Here is a 17,861-nt window from a genome sequence, read left to right as displayed (position 1 = left end):
TGGATTATTGGCCGCACAACGACTACAAGCCCTTGTTAACATTGCTACTTGCAAAACGGTTCATTCGGCTGCGATATGCGGGGCATGGCCTACAAGATCGATGATTTGCCTTTTGAAGAGTTTTTCGTACCCGTGAGCAAGGCTACGGCAGCTTTGGTGCGGCTGGACGAGCGGCTTTCGCGCTCGCCCATTCGCGAAGGTATGGTCGAGCGGATGCATATGCACGATGCCGTCGCTTCGATGTGGCTTGAAGGCGAACTTGTGCATATGGAAGACTTGGTCCTACATGATGCCTTCATGGACAGTCGGATGCCAACTCACGCGCTGACCATCGCACATGCCGTATTGCGCATGCGCCGACAGATTGCTGGAAGGTCGGCCGACTGGGCTCTTGGCCCGACCGGCATTCAACAATTGCTCGGCCGAACAGTTGATACGACACCTGCAGAAGTTGAGCTGTCAGAAGCAATGGACGACGAAGTCGATCCGTTGCTCGATGACATTGACAATTTGCTTGCGCGGACTAACGCACTTTTGAAAGGCGCAGTTCCAGGCAAACCCAAACCGGAAGCGACTTCGCGGGATACGCTACTTTACGACGATGACTGGGATGAGGATGCACGTTTGCAGGAATGGCGGGATTGTCTTGCTGCGACACGGCATCTGCCGCCACTCATGCGCGCCGCTTTGATCCACGATGCATGGTTTTCTCTGGAGGTTGTTCAGCGATCGTCATGGATTGGCCGATTGCTGACTGCCGCCTTCTTGCGTCAAAGTGGTCTTGCAATGGGCCATTTGCCGGCGATCAGCCTAGGTCTCCGCGCGAAACGACCGGATGAACGGCGTTCACCCAATCGTCTGGTCCGTCTCAGGGCATTTTTCGAAAGCATCGAAGATGCCGCCGATACGACCATGAAGGAGCATGACCGGCTGCTTCTGGCGCGCGAGCAAATGCAGCGTAAGCTCAAGGGGCGCAGGTCCAATTCGCGATTGCCGCAATTGATGGAGATGGTTCTGCGCAGGCCCGTGATTTCCAGCCAGATGGTGGAGAAGGAACTTCAGGTTACACAGCAAGGGGCGCTGAAGCTGATTTCGGAGCTCAATTTGCGGGAAATCACCGGGAGGGGGCGGTTTCGCGCGTGGGGGATTCTCTAGGCTGGTTTCATGCACTTGCTGCGAAGATGGTCAGCGAAGAGCTGAAATTCGTTGCGGCGGGCGGCGTTGGAGCGCCAGACGAGAACCAGTGAGCGGTAATTGCTCTTGCCCTCATATGGAACGATACTCAGCTCTGTTCCGCGAGTAACTCCGGCTTTGACTGCCACTTCAGGCAACAGCGTAACACCCATCCCGAAATCGACAAGTTGCACCAACGTCATGATGGATGTGGCATGAACGTCACCGCTTGCTTGGGCCGGTGTGGATCCTATGGCGGCCATGACGTGTTCCCGAAGGCAATGCCCGGTTTCCAGCAGCAGAAACGGCTGGTCCTGCAGGTCGTCAGCCTCGACCTGATCGCGATTGGCCAGCTCATGATCGCGCCGTACTGCCAGATAGAAGATGTCCCGACCAAGTCCTGCTACCTCAAATTCATCGAGATCGTATGGATGGGCGACGAGTGCTACATCGAGCGAACCTGAACGCAAGCTGTCGAGCAACGACCGAGTGAGACCTTCGCGAATAGTCAACTGCAATTCGGGAAAAGCTTTGGCGGTCGCGGGCAGGACTTTAGGCAGCAGAAATGGCGCTATTGAAGGGATGACACCCATTCGCAGTCTGGTCGTCAGCGGTCGCTCGGCCTGCCGCGCGTGTTCGGGTAGTTCTTCAATGAGGGCTATGATCGTACGAGCGCGTGCCAGAAAATCTTCACCGGCAGGCAGCAGCTGCATTCGCCTGCCCGAGCGATCGATCAGTATTACGTCAAGCTCTGTCTCGAGTGCCTGGATCGCCGCACTCAGCGTCGACTGGGTAACACCCACGACCTCGGCTGCACGCGAAAAGGATCCCGCTTTGACAAGGGCCATAAAGTAATGGAGCTGACGGACGCTAATGTTGAGCATTGAATCTTTCGATTTTTCTCCATCGTTATAATCGATGGATTTGATCGTTATAATCGCTTTGACCGATTTAACAAGAACGCCTATATCTGACTCGCAGACGGAGAATTCTGAAATTTCAGAAATTTCCGCATAACAATTGAATTTACAGGCAGGTATAGAATGCTCGGTATCGGCGACAAGCTTCCCTCTTTCCAGGTCACCGGCGTAAAGCCCGGTTTCAACCATCACGAAGAAAACGGCGTTTCGGCATTTGAAGAAATCACCGAAGCAAGCTTCGCGGGCAAGTGGAAGGTTATTTTCTTTTACCCGAAGGATTTTACCTTTGTGTGCCCGACCGAAATCGCTGAATTTGCGCGCCTTGCTTCGGATTTCGAAGACCGCGACGCAGTCGTTCTGGGCGGTTCGACCGACAATGAATTCGTGAAGCTTGCATGGCGTCGCGATCACAAGGACCTCGACAAGCTGCCGATCTGGTCGTTTGCCGACACCAATGGTTCGCTGGTCGATGGCCTCGGTGTTCGTTCGCCGGACGGCGTCGCATACCGCTACACCTTTGTTGTCGATCCGGACAACACGATCCAGCACGTTTACGCAACCAACCTCAATGTTGGTCGCGCCCCAAAAGATACGCTGCGCGTTCTCGATGCGCTGCAGACCGATGAGCTTTGCCCATGCAACCGCGAAGTCGGCGGCGAGACGCTCAAGGCTGCCTGATAGGCCCCGATTGGTTTGCAGAAAGGCGGGTCAAGGCCCGCCTTTCTTTTATCTAATATCCAAATGACAGATAAAGAGGGTTCCATGTCCATTGATGATCTGAAGTCAAAGATCCCGGATTTCGCCAAGGACGTTCGTCTCAATCTTTCGTCGATGGCAAGCGACGAAACTCTGACATCGCAACAGAAATACGGTCTGTTTGTCGCCTGCGGCATTGCCTCTCGAAATGCCGATGTGCGCAAGGCGCTTGTTGCCGAAGCAGCTGCCAAGGTCGATGCTTCCGTCATTCAGGCGGCAAAGTCTGCTGCGTCGATCATGGGCATGAACAACGTCTATTATCGCTTCGTGCATCTTGCGACCAACAAGGACTATCGCACCATGCCAGCGAAGCTGCGCATGAATGTGATCGGTAATCCGGGTGTCGATAAGATTGATTTCGAACTCTGGTCACTGGCTGTATCTGCGATCAACGGTTGTGGCATGTGCATTGATGCGCATGAGGATGTCCTGCGCAAGGCCAATGTGACGTCGGAAACGATCCAGACTGCCGTGCGTTTTGCATCGATTATTCAGTCGGTGGCTATCGCGCTGGAAGCTGCTGACACTGAATAAGAGCAGCACGCTTTTTAAAAAAGAAAACCCGCGTGGATTAGTCCACGCGGGCTTTTTGTTTCGTAGGGTTTATTACTCGTCGCGCTTGAACGAGATGAAGGCAAAACCGATCAGCGAGACAACCGCGGCAACAGACATGTAATAGCCGACATAGTTGAAGCTATAATGCGTTGCGAGCCAGGTCGCGATATAGGGTGCAACCGAAGCACCGAGGATACCCGCCAGATTGAAGGTCAATGAAGCGCCAGTGTAGCGCACGGAAGTTGGGAACGGCTCGGCCAGAGCGGCGCCAATTGGACCGTAGGTCAAGCCCATCAAGCCGAACCCAATGATGAGGAATGCGAGAACACCAGCTGTACCAGCCATGAACAACGGCGCCATGATGAAGCCGTAGAGGCCGATCAGGACTGTGACGATGATCATGACTGGGCGCATGCCAAAGCGGTCGGACAGCAACGCTGCAACTGGAATCATGAGCCCGAAGAAGATTACGCCAGCCATCTGCAGGATAAGAAATTCCTCGCGGCTGTAACCAAGTGCGCGTGTGCCCCATCCCAGCGAGAAGACCGTCATCAAGTAGAACAGGACGAAGGTCGCAACCGCACCGATGGTGCCGAGAAACAGGCTCGTCTTGTGTTTTTTGAACAGCGTGGCGACTGGTACTTCGACGCGTTCAGCCTTGTCGATTGCCTTCTGGAATTCTGGCGTTTCAGCGATTTTCAGTCGGATGAAGAGGCCCACACCGACCAGAAGGGCGCTGGCGATGAATGGAATGCGCCAGCCGAAAGCAAAAAACTGTTCTTCGGTGAGAGCTTCAGCCAGAACGAGGAAGATGCCTGTTGCCAGAATGAAGCCAACTGGTGCGCCGAGTTGCGGGAACATGCCGTACCATGTGCGCTTGCCTTCCGGTGCATTTTCAGTTGCAAGCAGCACTGCGCCGCCCCATTCACCACCAAGGCCAAGTCCCTGACCCAGACGGCAGAGAGCCAGCAGGAGAGCTGCCCATACGCCGATGGAGTCGTATGTTGGTAGGAAGCCGATGGCGACCGTGGAAATGCCCATGGTCATGAGTGCGGCCACCAGCGTCGCCTTGCGCCCGACCTTGTCCCCAAAGTGACCGAACAGGGCACCACCGATGGGGCGGGCAAAGAAGGCAATCGCAAAGGTTGCCAGAGACTGGAGAAGCGCGGAGTTACCGTCGCTCGCAGGGAAGAACAAATGCGGGAACACAATCACCGCAGCGGTTGCATAAATATAGAAGTCAAAGAATTCGATCGTTGTGCCGATCATGCTTGCGGCCAGAACGCGGCGCGCGGAATTTTTCTGCGGGGAAACCGCTACAGCGACAGTCATTGTTTCAGATCCAATATTTGCGGGCCGTCTAAATTAGGGGGAGGGGCCCGAGATATGGTTTCTTTAAAACCGCAGAGTATGGAATCGCAAGCAGAAAACGGCTTTTGAGCAACTTTATGATTTCGGATGGGCTGATTTGGAAAGAAAAGCGAAAGTGGATAAAATTCCCGTCATCACTCGGCCTGGTCTTTCAATTGCCGCGTCGTACGACTAGATTTCGCATGTCGTCTGTTTGGAAACAAAGATGTATCGAGCAAAGTACGATATCGGTATGAGGAATACGGCACGGGGCCATGCGGTCTTGCGTTTGCCTTCCCGTATGCTTGTGACATTGCTTTCGTTCCTGTTTCTCGTTTCCGTGCAGCTTTGTTATGCGATGGCGCATGACACGCCATCTGTGCAGACGGGTTCCGAATGTCATGTGAGTATGCCGCATCATATGGACGGCTTGTCGATGTCTATGTCGGTGGACGAGGGCAAGACTGCACCAATGGATCACGGTGCTAAAACACTAAATGTTTGTGTCATGATGACATGTGGATGTGTTGTTCAGTTGGCGACAGACCTGCGCGCCTCTGATTCCACACAGGATTTCGGCTTGCCGCCGCTTGTTGCGGCGCTGAATGGCAATTCTCCGAACAGAGATCTGCGCCCTCCGATAACGCTCCAGGCTTGATCTTGAAATCGCCGTCAAAGGTTTGGCGGCTATTATGATTATTGTCTGGAGACTTACCATGTCTGGAATTACACGCCGCCGCCTGCTGACCCTTGGGGCAGGCGCCGCCTTTATCACAGCCATTCGCCCCTTTGACAGCCGGGCACAAGATGTACATCAGCATATGGGGCACGGAGCCGCGGCCTCATCGACCGCCCAATCCGGTCGTCCTTTGCCCTTACCGGCTCTGCTTGAACCCGATGCATCAGGTGTTGTTAAATTGAAAGTACAGAAGGGGCGACACAGTTTCGAAGAAGGAAGCGAAGCGGCATCTGCCGGCATCAATGGCGCCTATCTTGGTCCTCTCGTCCGCTTGAAGAACGGGGAAACGGTTACCCTTTCCGTCAAAAATGGCATGGATGAAGAAACCACGCTTCATTGGCATGGGCTGTTTGTTCCGTCCGTCCTCGACGGTGGGCCGCATAATCTGATAGCAGGGGGCGGAGAGTGGAAGCCGAAAGTCACGGTTAATCAGCCAGCTTCGTTCAACTGGTTCCATCCGCATCTGCATGGAAACACCGCTCGCCAGGCGCATATGGGTATCGCCGGTTTGATGGTGGTGACTGATGGCAAGGATGCTGAACGCGGGCTACCGGAAGATTACGGCGTGGATGATATTCCATTGGTGCTTCAGGATCGCCGAGTGATTGAGGGTGATGAGGTCTATCAACCCGATATCATGGATTTGATGCATGGCTTCCGAGGCGACAAGCTTATCGTCAATGGTGTCGTTTCACCGGAAGCACGTGTTCCCGCATCCATCGTGCGTCTGCGTATTTTGAACGGCGCCAATGCGCGAAACTTCCATATCCGTCTGGGTGATGATCGGCCTTTGCTTGTCATAGCATCAGATGGCGGCTTCATTGGAAAGCCAGAACAGGTCGAAAGGCTGACCATCAGCCCCGGTGAACGTTATGAGGTTCTGGTTGATTTCTCCAACGGCGAGGCGGCTGACCTGCTGACTTATGGCGATGACAGCGGCGGCGATGATCTGCAATTGATGCGGTTTGTCGTAGACGCTGCGTTGCATGGGAAAATCACGACCCTTCCAGATCGTCTCGATGGTCCTGATGCGCCTGATGAAAAACTTTCTGTAAAACGCCGTTCGTTCTCCTTCGACGAGCGGATGGCAGAGAATATGAAACTGATGATGGCTAAGCCATCAGCCGACCCTCATACCGGGCATAATATGGGCAATATGGATATGAGCTCGATGTCCGGCGCGATGGATCACGATATGCACGGAGCCAGGAGTTCTGCCGATGCGGGGCCTGCGCTTGAAGCTCTGACCTCGGGTGTGGAAATGGCAATCGCGGGTAAACCGTTCGACATGGATCGCATTGATGTTGAGGCCAAACTTGGTTCTTGGGAGATTTGGGATCTTACAACGAAGGAGATGCCACACCCATTCCATATCCACGGAGCGTCATTCCGTATTCTTTCCCTTAACGGCAAGGCTCCGCCAGCGCACCAGTCGGGATGGAAGGATACTGCTTTGATCGATGGCAAGGCCGAAATACTTGTCCATTTCGACCGTGAGGGGGCGAAGAGCCATCCGTTCATGTTCCATTGCCATGTGCTGGAACATGAAGATGTGGGCATGATGGCTCAATTCGTGACGGTATAGTCTGTGGCGGGCCGCGTGGCGGTCGTTTGTCATGCGGTCCGCCCTTCGAACATTTATTTTCGAACAATTTCTGACGGTATGCGTTGTCCCCTCATCACGAATTATCGCGATCAGGAGGAAATGATGCAGCCGCTATTGATTGCTTCAGCAATGATGCTTCTGACAGTTCCAGCCGTTGCTGCGGATGTGAGTGTCAAACTCTACGAAGCTCTGCCGACGGGGCAGGGGAAAGAAATCGGCACCGTCAAGATCTCGCAGACTGCTGACGGATTGCAATTCAAACCCGATTTGCATGGCCTGCCTGCCGGTGAGCATGGCTTTCATGTTCACGAGAAAGGAAGCTGCGCACCGGCTGAGCAGGATGGAAAAACTGTTCCGGCGCAAGCTGCCGGTGGGCATTACGACCCCTCACATTCCAAGCATCATATGGGGCCGGAAGGCGAGGGGCACCTTGGTGATCTACCTTTGCTCAAGACAGACGCCGCTGGCGATGTGACGCAAAGCGTCACGGCTCCGCGTCTGAAGTCGCTGGATGAAATCAAAGGTAGAGCTTTGATGGTTCACATGGGGGGCGACAATTACTCCGATGAGCCTAAGCCCCTTGGCGGCGGTGGAGCACGGTTTGCCTGCGGTGTGATCGAGTAGTCCGGTGCGAAGACCTATCCCCAATTCTCAATGCGGATTTTGGAACCATCGGAGAAGCGCGATATATGAAACGCCGAAGGATCGACAATCGGCGTTTCTCCCGTGACCATATCGGCTACAAGCTTACCCGCTCCTGGACCGATCCCGAAGCCGTGTCCTGAAAAGCCCGTTGCCACAATCAATCCTTCAACGCCCGGAAGGGGTGAAATAACCGGAATGACATCCGGCATCGTATCGATGAGACCTGCCCATTCCTGCGTTATTGTGGCTGATGCGAAAGAAGGGATTGCCTGCTTCAGTTTCGCAAGCACCTGAGCATTGGCTGCCTTGTGTGGAGCAGGGTCGAGTGTACGGATTTTCTCGAAGATAGAGACCTGATCTGCAGGTCGAAGCTTCCACTGGAATGCTTCTTCGAAAAAGCGCTCGCCAAATCGGAACCGCAACGAGCGCCATTCGCTCGAAAGCGACGGTATGAAATCGCGAAAAAACCGGAAACTGTCGGGTACGATATCAGCGATGGACCCGCCAAGGCTCGCGACCGTATAACCGCCATCCAGCCTTTTGCGTAGGGCAAAGTCTGAAAATGCAATCGCAGGTTCCACACCTGCATCGAGAGCCGCTGTACGGAAGACGGAAGAACGAACTTTCAACTGCGGCAAGTGGGCATTGAATTCAGAAACAATAAGTCTGGACCATGCTCCTCCCGCAACCACTACCGCCTCACAGCGCAGGCGGCCTTTTTCAGTCAGAACAGCAGTGACACGGCCATTGGTTGTTTCGATACCGCGCACCGCGCAATTTTGTAGAATGACGGCACCGTTTTCTTGGGCTTTTGCAGCGAAAGCCGGAACGGCCTTTTGCGGTTCTGCGCGACCGTCGAGGGGGGTAATCATACCGCCTGCGAGATTCCGATTGACGTTTGGTACCAGTGCAGCAGCTTGTTTGGAGTTGAGAAGTTCGGTTTCTATACCATGTTCGCGGGCAATCTTGATCCAGTCGGTATAAAGAGCTATTTGCTCTTCTTTTTCAGCCGTGTAGGCGATTCCGGTAACACGGAAACCTGTTTCGCGCCCAGTACGTTCGTTCATGCTGTCCCATAGTCGCATGCTCTCGACTATGAGCGGCATTTCGCGGCTGTCACGGCCCGTGCGTCGGCACCAACCCCAGTTGCGGCTGGATTGCTCGCCTGCGATCTCGCCTTTTTCAAGGAGAGTGACGGGGATGCCTCGCTCGGCCAGAAAGAGAGCCGTGGAAACACCGATGACGCCGCCACCGATGATGGCGATTTTGGTTTCCTGCGGCAAGCTTTCAGCTGTCGCCACCTTATCCGTGACCGGCCCCATTTCGGTGTTCTCCTGCAATGCGATTGGGTGATTTGGGCATGTGGAAGCAGTGCGAACATGGCGCGCTTTTCGTTCGCGATCAACCAGATAAGCCGCTCTAAAAATACTTAGTTACGATATTCCTGAGATATTCTATCCTGTTTTAGTAGCTTTCTGGAGAATGTGCCTCTATATCCGCCTGAACTGCAATCTGGACACGCGATCTTGCCTATGGACGCACGCAACCCGTACGATGAAAGACAGGTTTCCGGTCATTCCGGTCCGGCATTGGCGTTATCCGGTATTCGCCGCCAATTTGGAGCAGCGCTTGCGCTTGACGACGTTTCCCTTGATGTCCAAGCGGGCGAGATCATCTGTCTGGTTGGCCATTCTGGCTGTGGCAAGACTTCTCTATTGCGCATCATTGCCGGCATTGATGCTCCAGATTGTGGAACACTTGCGATGGGCGGCAAAACATTTGTCGGCCCATCGGTCTTCATCGAGCCGGAAAAACGGAATGTCGGTGTGGTCTTTCAGGATTACGCCCTGTTTCCGCACCTGACGGTCAAGGAAAATATCCTGTTCGGTTTGCGGAAAATGCCCAGAGGCGAAGTGCGCGCGCGGGCAAAGGAGCTTCTGGAACTGGTGTCGCTGTCGCATATGGCGGATCGCTATCCGCACATGCTGTCTGGCGGCGAGCAACAACGTGTCGCTCTTGTCCGTGCCCTTGCTCCGAAACCACATCTGTTGCTGATGGACGAGCCTTTTTCAAATCTTGATAGAGGTCTGCGTGCCAGAGTTCGTCGCGAAACTGTCGCCTTATTGAGGGAACTCGGTACAACGGCGATTATTGTAACCCACGAGGCTGAAGAAGCATTGTCGACTGGGGATCGAGTGGTGCTGATGCGCTCTGGAACAATCGTTCAAAGTGGCCCCGCATGCGAACTCCATGACCGGCCTTTGAACCGTTATGCGGCAGATTTTTTCTGTGACTTCAATATGATACCGGGGAAAGTTGAAGGTGATAAACTAGCCACTCCCTTTGGGACGCTTGCCACGACCAAAAGGCTTGAGCCAAATGCTGAAGTGTTTGTCTATCTGCGTCCACGCGATTTTACGATCCTGACCCAAGGTGAGGCCGGCGAAGCTTCATTGCGTGGTCATATTGAATCGCGCACTTTTCTCGGTGAAATCGAAGAACTGGTCGTACAGGTGACAGGCGCAGCTCTGCGTCTGCGGGTGCGTACGGAGCTGCGGCTTCCTGCAACAGCTATCGATATTGTTCTGTGCCCACACTGGGACAAGGCGCTTATCTTCCCCAAGTGATCGAAAATATACGGCATCAGAGTTGTATGGGTAATTGACCGTCAGCGAGCCTCACCGTATAACTTGATTAGTTCGCTCATAATTCGAAATGAAACCGGTCCATCTGGAGGTAGAATGTCCAAGTTTGCGCGTTATGGTCTCGCTCTCGCCGCAGCAACGTTTTTCGCAGGAGCCGCCCACGCAGATGAAGTGAACATTTACACGACACGCGAGCCGGGCCTTATTCAGCCCTTGCTCGATGCTTTTAAATCGTCCACGGGAATCACGGTCAATACAGTATTTCTGAAGGATGGCTTGGCAGAGCGCGTGGCCTCAGAGGGTGCGAATTCACCCGCCGACATTCTTATGACGGTGGATGCCGGTAATCTGGTTGACCTCGTTGACAAGGGCCTTACCCAGCCTGTCGATTCAAAGGTGCTGAAAGAGGCCGTCCCGGAACAGCTTCGCGATGCAAAGGATAATTGGTTCGCGCTTTCCATGCGCGCTCGTGTTGTCTATGCGGCCAAGGACCTTGAGATTGACAAGATCACTTACGAAGACCTCTCCGATCCGAAATGGAAGGGTAAAGTCTGTATTCGTGCAGGTCAGCATCCTTACAATACTGCTCTCTTCGCGGACTATATCGCGCATTATGGTGCGGAAAAGACCGAAGAATGGCTGAAGGGTCTCAAGGACAATCTTGCGCGAAAAGCCGCTGGCGGAGATCGTGACGGAGCTAAGGATATCGTTGGCGGTATTTGCGATATTGCGGTCGCGAATTCCTATTATGTCGGCCTGATGCGTTCGGGTAAGGGCGGTGACGAGCAGAAGGCATGGGGCGAAGGCATCAAGGTCTTGCTGCCTACCTTCAAGGATGGCGGAACTCAGGTGAACATCAGTGGGGCGGCCATTGCCAAGAATGCGCCGAACAAGGAAGCAGCAGTCAAGCTGCTTGAATATCTGGTGTCTGATGAGGCTCAGCAGATCTATGCCAAGGCCAATTTTGAATATCCGGTCAGGCCGGGCGCGCCGCTCGATCCAATCGTGGAGTCGTTCGGTGAGCTGAAGATCGACAGCGTTCCGTTGTCAGAAATTGTCAGCCATCGCAAGCAGGCTAGCGAATTGGTCGACAAAGTTGGTTTTGATAACTAAAAGCCGAATGAACTAAGCAGTCTAACGCCGGTACAAATCATGTGCCGGCGTTGTATTATAGAGAGACCAATGGAAGCCTTTGCCGCCATGCGGAAACGAGTTTTGCAACCTGCACGGGCAGGGCGCAACTGGCTGTGGCTCTCGGCATTGGTCGCAATTCTGGTTGTGCTGCCGGTTTTCGCCCTCGCCATTGAAGCTATTCAGGGCTCGGCAGGGCTTTGGGGGCATCTGCTAACCACCAATCTGCCAACGGCTTTTCTCGAAACGGTTGTTCTGCTCGTAGGTGTCGGCACTATCGCCGCTGTTATTGGAACATCGACGGCATGGCTGGTGACGGCTTATGATTTTCGCGGGCGAGGTATACTCGAATGGGCGCTTTTGCTGCCGCTGGCTGTCCCAACCTACATAGTTGCCTATGCCTATCTCGATATCCTGCATCCTATCGGTCCGGTACAAGGCGCGGTACGCTTCATGTTGGGGTACGAAAGCCCGCGTCAGTTTCGATTGCCTGATATCCGTTCGATGACCGGGTGCATCATTCTTCTGGGCTTCGTTCTGTACCCCTATGTCTATATTCCTACACGGGCCATGTTTCTCACCCAATCCGCAAGTCTTATTGAGGCGGCAAGAACTCTGGGAGTCAGCCGCAAGGGTATTTTCTGGCGGGTTGCATTGCCACTTGCCCGCCCTGCTGTGGCGGTCGGTGTCAGTCTGGCCTTAATGGAAACGTTGAATGACGTGGGTGCCGCTGAATTTCTGGGCGTTCGCACGTTGACCGTTTCGATTTATACAACCTGGATAACGCGCTCGGATTTGCCGGGGGCTGCCCAATTGGCACTCGCGCTTCTGTTTCTGGTTGTTGCCCTCGTCTCAATTGAGCGCTGGGCGCGTCGTAAGCAGCGGTTTGCTTCGAATATTCGCCATTCGCGTGGGTTCGAGCCATTAAAAGTGAGAAGAGGCCACGCTGTCTGGCTGTTCGGCCTGTGCTCGCTACCGGTGATTATTGGATTTGTCTTGCCTGCGACTTATCTCGTTGTGGAAGCCGTAAAACGCATTCGCTTTGCCGGTGTATCTCCACGATTGGTTGGTGAAGCTTTCAATACAGTCGCCTTGGCCTCAATCGCGACGGCTCTGGTGCTGATATGCGGAATGTTTGTAGCATATGCCGTTCGGCTTTTCCCGGGTCCCATTTCACGCTGGTCTTATCGTCTATCGACGATGGGATACGCCGCGCCGGGCACCGTAATCGCCATCGGCATTCTGGTGGTCGCGGGTGGCTTTGATAGCCTCTTCAACCAGTTCACATCGCATTTCTTCGGGTATTCTGCCGGATTGGTGCTGATTGGAACGGGCGCAGCGGTCATTTATGCCTATGTCGTCCGATTCCTCGCCATTTCCGCCGGTGGTATTGATTCAGGGCTGGAGCGAATTCCTTTGTCTCTCGATCATGCGTCACGCACATTGGGACGCGGTGTAACACGGACATTCTATGCAGTTCATTTGCCATTATCCAGAACAGCCATCGTGGCGGCGGGCCTGCTCGTATTCGTTGACTGCGTGAAAGAGCTACCCGCAACACTTTTGCTGCGCCCGCTCAACGTCGAAACCTTTGCAACACATCTTTATGGTGAAGCCGCACGCGGCACTTATGAAGAGGCATCCATAGCAGCACTTGCTATTGTGGTCGTCGGAATTTTGCCCGTGATATTACTTGCCCGTGTCGGGAAGCGTTTTGGCAGGCGTACTTGACCGATTTTTCTGGTATCGGCAGGCGTGAATCCCGTATTCCATAATTCAGAAATACTTAAATAGTTATTGGTATTCTTGGATAGGGAACAAAGCACAATCTGGATGATACTTGCGGTTGCATTGGCGTTGGAACTGCTCTCCGGAACGATGCAGGGGGCGACATGTTTAAAGTCCTGGAATGCGTGACAATACAGCACGATCAGCCCTTTGTGGTTCTCGCTGCATCCATTTCATTTGCAAGCATGTTTGCATTTTTCCTGTTGCTTGCTCGCGCGCGGGAGTGCACGGAAAGCCGCCGCGATAACTGGCTGGCGATAAGTGCTTTTGCAGGTGGGCTGGGCGTTTGGGCAACCCATTTTGTCGCCATGCTTGCCTATAGCGGCACCGTTGCAATCGAGTTTGATTTCACAATCACAGTTCTTTCCGCAGCTATAGCGGTTCTTGGCTTTTGGTTGAGTTTGCGCCTTCTCAAGGGGCCAACGTTCAAGTTCAGCTTGATCGCCGCCGTTTCGGCGACGTTGTCAATTGCAGCGATGCATTTCACGGGTATGAGCGCAATCAAAGCGGCAGCCAATGTCCACTATGATCTCCCGCCAATCGTCGTGGGTAGCATCGTGTCAATTCTACTTCTGCTCGCGGCTTTCTGGCTGGTGACGAATGCTTCCGGCTGGATGCGTATTCTGCTTCCTACTGTCGGAGGCATACTGGCAGTCTGTACGCTCCATTTCACAGCAGTCGCGTCTACTGAACTGGTTCCAAACCCGAGCCTTCCCGCAGCCGATCCTCTTGGTATCGGACGTCTCTGGCTGATCGGCGCCATTGCCGCTGTGGTTTGTATCGTAGCCTTGACAACGATCATTGCCGTATTTGTAGACCGTTATATGACGGATCTAAAGGGATTTGCGAACGCCACATTGGACGGACTGGCTGTTATCCGTGACGGCGGAATCGTTGAAATGAATGCTCGGTTTTCCGAACTTATGCGGAGAAGCGAAAGGGCGCTTGTTGGTGTCGCGCCGGATACTCTGTTGTTGGCGGCTGACGGGCTCCCGGTCTGTGCGTCTCGTTTGGAAGCGGTTGAGGCGGCTCCCCGGTTTCCAAATGATGAGCGCATCTTTGAACTTGCAGTTCACACAATTGAGTATCAAGGGCGTCCTTGTGAGGTGTTGGCCGTCCGTGACCTTACCGAAAAACGCACAGCCCAGCGTCAAATCGAACACATGGCGCGGCATGATGCACTCACCGATTTGCCCAATCGCATGTTCTTCGAGGAGCGTCTTGCGAATGCGGTAGCGCGCCGCAATCGTGAACCGTTTGCTGTGCTGGCGCTTGATCTGGACCGCTTCAAAGCCGTGAACGATATTTTCGGCCATGCTGAAGGCGACCGCGTATTGAAAACGGTCTCCAACATTCTGAAACGTTCTATCAACGGTATAGATACGGCTGCGCGTATCGGCGGTGACGAGTTTATTATTCTGCAAGTGGGTGTGCCGCAGCCGAAGGGTGCGCGGAAATTATCCGAGAAGATTCTGGACACCTTCAGGTCGGAACTGAACACTGTGCTCGATCCGACCGCCGTTGGCGTCAGTATTGGTGTCGCCGTGTACCCGAATGACGGCAAGGACTCAGAATCGATCCGACACGCTGCTGATATTGCGCTTTATCGGGCAAAGACGGAAGGGCGGGGTACGGTTGCATTCTACTCACCTGAAATGGACCGTGAAATAAGCGAACGTCGCCAGATGGAAGCGGATTTACGCCATGCGATGGTGCGCGGTCAGATCAGTATTGCCTACCAACCCTTGTTTGCGACCGCCGATGGAAGTTGCACCGGTTATGAGGCGCTGGTTCGCTGGAACCATCCCGAACGTGGACAGATACCACCGGAAGTCTTCATTCCAATCGCCGAAGAGACAGGAGCAATTGTAGCTTTGGGCGAGTGGGTTCTGCGTGAAGCTTGCCGCACGGCTGCAGGGTGGGAGAAAAATCTGACTATTGCCGTAAACCTCTCACCCGTGCAGTTCCGCTTGGTTAATCTCCCGGATACGGTCAGTTTGGTTCTTGCAGAAACCGACCTTGACCCTACGAGATTGGAGCTGGAAGTAACAGAATCTGCCTTGATGAAGGATCGCCTCACCACACTTGAACTGTTGCGCCGTATGAAGAAACTGGGCGTTCGCATAGTGATGGATGATTTCGGTACCGGCTATTCATCGCTCAGCAATCTTCAAAGCTTTCCGTTCGACAAGATCAAGATCGACCGCAGCTTCATCACCAGTATGGAAACCGATGTCAGTGCGAGAGCCATTGTGCGAGCCATTGTTGGGCTAGGCCGAAGCCTCGATCTGCCTGTGGTGGCCGAAGGTATAGAAACCTTTGACCAGCATCGCATGGTGATCGAAGAGGGCTGCGAACAGGTGCAGGGTTTCCTTTTCGGACGACCGGCCAATGCGCCAGCGTCGGTAGACCCGTCGTCTCGGCTTCCCAGCAAAAAGGGTGGCGGGCAAGTAAAAGCCACCTAATCAACTGCAAGCTTGTGAATAACTGTAGGGTCTCGGTGTTTCCGGCCCCTCTTTGCTGTGCCGAATTGTTACAGAGCTGTTATCTGATGCGATTGTGAATGAAATATTGCAGCGATATTTCCTGAGGGTGGAACCGTAATTTTCTCAATCAGTGGAAGGGGTTGCGCCGCATCGGGTACGGCGGAACATCGCAAATAACCTAGCGTTTTCAACACGATATTTCGCGTGATCGCAATAATAAGTGAATTTATCTGATGGAGCTTTCCGTGCATGTAACACGTTGCGGCCACAAAGCGAAAGCTGAATAGGACGAACAGTAACAGTACTTGGGATCGTAAAGACAAATCCTCTAATGGATTCCCTCGATACGCATCTTGGTTAAGTGGATGATGGAAACGATGCTTACTTCGCAACAATGGCTTCCGGTCGAGTTGCTCAATATCGGTCTGGCCGCTGCCCTTTTCTTTGCTTGCCTTGTTCACTCGCTGTGGAAGGCCGTCTTTGATGAGCTCAACCCGGTATTCTGGCGCCGTACCGCGGCTCTGCTCTGGGCGGGTATCTTTATTGTCGCACTGAGTGGTGGGATCGAAAGCTTCAACTGGCCGCAGGCTATTGGCTGGCTTCTCGTCCTTGGCGGCGTGGTTGCGACTGTCACGCGTACCGGTATGAGCTATTATCGCCAATATTGCGCCCATACATCACGCGGTGTCCATTCGGGCCGCACCCGATTGTCGGGACGGTGATCGCCATGTTTGCAAAGACTGTAGAAATGCCTTTGCGACTTCACCGCCCTCATAGTTTGCGCTCGTTTTTTATCCGCGCCTTTGCTGCTGTACGATCCCGTAAATATTCGTAGAGCGTGCACCTGATCGGCAGTAGCCAAGAATGGGGCCTTCGGCTTCATCCAGCGCTGCTGCCATCGCATCCACATCTTCCTGCGTCAACTGCCCGCCAACGACGGGAATGTAATAGGTTGCAAGTCCGGCTTTCTCTGCCACACGTGCAATCTCGTTGAACTCGGGCTGCTCAGGGCCACCTTCGCCATCGGGCCGATTGCAGATGATCGTGCGAAATCCCTCCGAAGCAATATCGCGCACATCGTCGGGTTCGATCTGGCCCGAAACGGAATAATTGTCGTCTACTTGGCGAATATCCATCTTTTCCTCGCTTGCCGTCAAAATTGCGACGGCTTGTCCGGTGGCAACTTACATTAAAGTTGTTTTCATGCCACATGAAACTGTCGGGAGAACGGATGCGATGACAGGGAGCGATTAAGATGACGATTCACAAGGTGAGCCGGAGTGCTGCGCGTCTCGCCCATCGCGTGTCCAGCTTCGATGAGGGTACACGGATTGTACCGGAAGAAGTGCCGGTCGCAGTAAGCTATAACGGCTCAACGCAAGCCGTGATGATGGCTACTCCTGACAATCTTGAGGACTTCGCGATAGGTTTCACTCTCACAGAGAATATCGTCGATCACGTTTCGGAGATAGAAGCGGTTGAGGTGGTAGCCTTCGAGAAAGGTATTGACGTTCAAATCCGATTGTCCGCACGCCCCGAGCAGAGACTTGCTGCTCGACGCAGATTTATGGCCGGCCCAGTCGGATGCGGTCTCTGCGGCATCGATTCCATCGAACACGCTCTGCGGCCGCTTGGGGCGCTCAGTGGGAACGGTCAAAAATTCGCCTCTCACGATATTTCGATTGCCGTCTCGTCGCTTGCCGAAGGGCAACAGCTGAATGCCCAAACCCACGCTGTTCATGCTGCAGGTTTCTATGTTCCAGACGAGGGCCTCATAGCTGTGCGTGAGGACGTTGGGCGTCACAATGCGTTGGATAAACTCGTCGGTGCTGTCTCGCGTATCGGTTCCTCGCCGGAAAGCGGGATCGTTGCGATCACCAGCCGTGTATCGGTCGAAATGGTCCAGAAGGCAGTCATGTTTGGAGCGCCTGTTCTGGCGGCGATCTCTGCTCCGACGGCACTTGCTATTCGGACAGCTCTGGAATCGAATCTGACACTTGTTGCGTTGGTGCGAGGTGATGAATTCGACGTTTATGCTCACGGAGAACGCATCGTCGGAGAATGACC

General features: G+C 53.8%; 16 protein-coding genes. 12 read left to right on the top strand and 4 right to left on the bottom strand.

Going from position 1 to position 17,861, the window contains the following annotated elements:
- Positions 1–84 precede the first annotated feature (84 nt).
- On the top strand, positions 85–1,155 hold the full coding sequence (locus F9K94_RS16460) for an RHE_PE00001 family protein (protein ID WP_151646981.1): 1,071 nt from the start codon (positions 85–87) through the stop codon (positions 1,153–1,155).
- Here the strand turns inward: F9K94_RS16460 and F9K94_RS16455 are convergent.
- Entirely contained in the window at positions 1,152–2,057 is a 906-nt protein-coding gene (locus tag F9K94_RS16455; RefSeq protein WP_151646979.1) for a hydrogen peroxide-inducible genes activator, read from the bottom strand. The genes F9K94_RS16460 and F9K94_RS16455 overlap by 4 nt on opposite strands.
- Positions 2,058–2,216: 159 nt before the next feature.
- Between F9K94_RS16455 and F9K94_RS16450 the strand changes: the two genes are divergently transcribed.
- Together F9K94_RS16450 and F9K94_RS16445 are read left to right on the top strand one after the other, a co-directional pair.
- On the top strand, positions 2,217–2,771 hold the full coding sequence (locus F9K94_RS16450; RefSeq protein WP_151646977.1) for a peroxiredoxin: 555 nt from the start codon (positions 2,217–2,219) through the stop codon (positions 2,769–2,771).
- An 84-nt stretch (positions 2,772–2,855) separates the two neighbouring features.
- Positions 2,856–3,383, top strand: coding sequence for a carboxymuconolactone decarboxylase family protein (locus F9K94_RS16445; RefSeq protein WP_151554507.1), 528 nt, complete (start codon positions 2,856–2,858; stop codon positions 3,381–3,383).
- A 72-nt stretch (positions 3,384–3,455) separates the two neighbouring features.
- Here F9K94_RS16445 and F9K94_RS16440 read toward each other — a convergent pair whose 3' ends face one another.
- On the bottom strand, positions 3,456–4,736 hold the full coding sequence (locus tag F9K94_RS16440) for an MFS transporter (protein WP_151646975.1): 1,281 nt from the start codon (positions 4,734–4,736) through the stop codon (positions 3,456–3,458).
- 244 nt (positions 4,737–4,980) lie between these two features.
- Here F9K94_RS16440 and F9K94_RS16435 point away from each other — a divergent pair, with 244 nt between their 5' ends.
- The 3 genes from F9K94_RS16435 to sodC all read left to right on the top strand — a co-directional run bounded on the left by F9K94_RS16435 (position 4,981) and on the right by sodC (position 7,723).
- Entirely contained in the window at positions 4,981–5,412 is a 432-nt protein-coding gene (locus F9K94_RS16435) for a hypothetical protein (RefSeq protein ID WP_151646973.1), read from the top strand.
- A 58-nt stretch (positions 5,413–5,470) separates the two neighbouring features.
- Positions 5,471–7,078, top strand: a complete 1,608-nt coding sequence (gene cueO, locus F9K94_RS16430; protein ID WP_151646971.1) for a multicopper oxidase CueO — start codon at positions 5,471–5,473, stop codon at positions 7,076–7,078.
- 123 nt (positions 7,079–7,201) lie between these two features.
- Positions 7,202–7,723: a superoxide dismutase family protein gene (gene sodC / locus F9K94_RS16425; protein WP_151646969.1), complete on the top strand. Its 522-nt coding sequence runs from the start codon at positions 7,202–7,204 to the stop codon at positions 7,721–7,723.
- A gap of 14 nt (positions 7,724–7,737) precedes the next feature.
- On the opposite strand, the gene F9K94_RS16420 is transcribed toward sodC, so the two are convergent.
- A complete protein-coding gene (locus tag F9K94_RS16420; protein WP_151646967.1) occupies positions 7,738–9,066 on the bottom strand; it encodes an NAD(P)/FAD-dependent oxidoreductase in 1,329 nt (442 codons plus the stop codon).
- A 210-nt stretch (positions 9,067–9,276) separates the two neighbouring features.
- On the opposite strand from F9K94_RS16420, the gene F9K94_RS16415 reads away from it, so the two are divergent.
- The 5 genes from F9K94_RS16415 to F9K94_RS16395 all read left to right on the top strand — a co-directional run bounded on the left by F9K94_RS16415 (position 9,277) and on the right by F9K94_RS16395 (position 16,516).
- Positions 9,277–10,371, top strand: coding sequence for an ABC transporter ATP-binding protein (locus F9K94_RS16415; protein WP_151646965.1), 1,095 nt, complete (start codon positions 9,277–9,279; stop codon positions 10,369–10,371).
- A 114-nt stretch (positions 10,372–10,485) separates the two neighbouring features.
- Positions 10,486–11,502, top strand: a complete 1,017-nt coding sequence (locus F9K94_RS16410) for a Fe(3+) ABC transporter substrate-binding protein (RefSeq protein ID WP_061347043.1) — start codon at positions 10,486–10,488, stop codon at positions 11,500–11,502.
- Between the two features lie 69 nt (positions 11,503–11,571).
- On the top strand, positions 11,572–13,251 hold the full coding sequence (locus F9K94_RS16405) for an ABC transporter permease (protein WP_061347044.1): 1,680 nt from the start codon (positions 11,572–11,574) through the stop codon (positions 13,249–13,251).
- A gap of 161 nt (positions 13,252–13,412) precedes the next feature.
- Positions 13,413–15,773, top strand: coding sequence for a bifunctional diguanylate cyclase/phosphodiesterase (locus tag F9K94_RS16400; protein WP_151646963.1), 2,361 nt, complete (start codon positions 13,413–13,415; stop codon positions 15,771–15,773).
- Positions 15,774–16,171: 398 nt separating this feature from the next.
- Positions 16,172–16,516: a hypothetical protein gene (locus F9K94_RS16395; RefSeq protein WP_010659008.1), complete on the top strand. Its 345-nt coding sequence runs from the start codon at positions 16,172–16,174 to the stop codon at positions 16,514–16,516.
- 69 nt (positions 16,517–16,585) lie between these two features.
- Here the strand turns inward: F9K94_RS16395 and F9K94_RS16390 are convergent, their stop codons facing one another.
- Complete coding sequence (locus F9K94_RS16390) at positions 16,586–16,930, bottom strand: TIGR01244 family sulfur transferase (RefSeq protein WP_061347046.1); 345 nt, start codon at positions 16,928–16,930, stop codon at positions 16,586–16,588.
- Between the two features lie 119 nt (positions 16,931–17,049).
- Between F9K94_RS16390 and fdhD the strand changes: the two genes are divergently transcribed.
- Positions 17,050–17,859, top strand: coding sequence for a formate dehydrogenase accessory sulfurtransferase FdhD (gene fdhD, locus F9K94_RS16385; protein ID WP_151646961.1), 810 nt, complete (start codon positions 17,050–17,052; stop codon positions 17,857–17,859).
- Positions 17,860–17,861 lie beyond the last annotated feature (2 nt).

This window comes from Brucella tritici (assembly GCF_008932285.1).
Classification (GTDB): domain Bacteria; phylum Pseudomonadota; class Alphaproteobacteria; order Rhizobiales; family Rhizobiaceae; genus Brucella; species Brucella tritici.
This window is presented reverse-complemented; position numbering and strand designations above follow the sequence as displayed.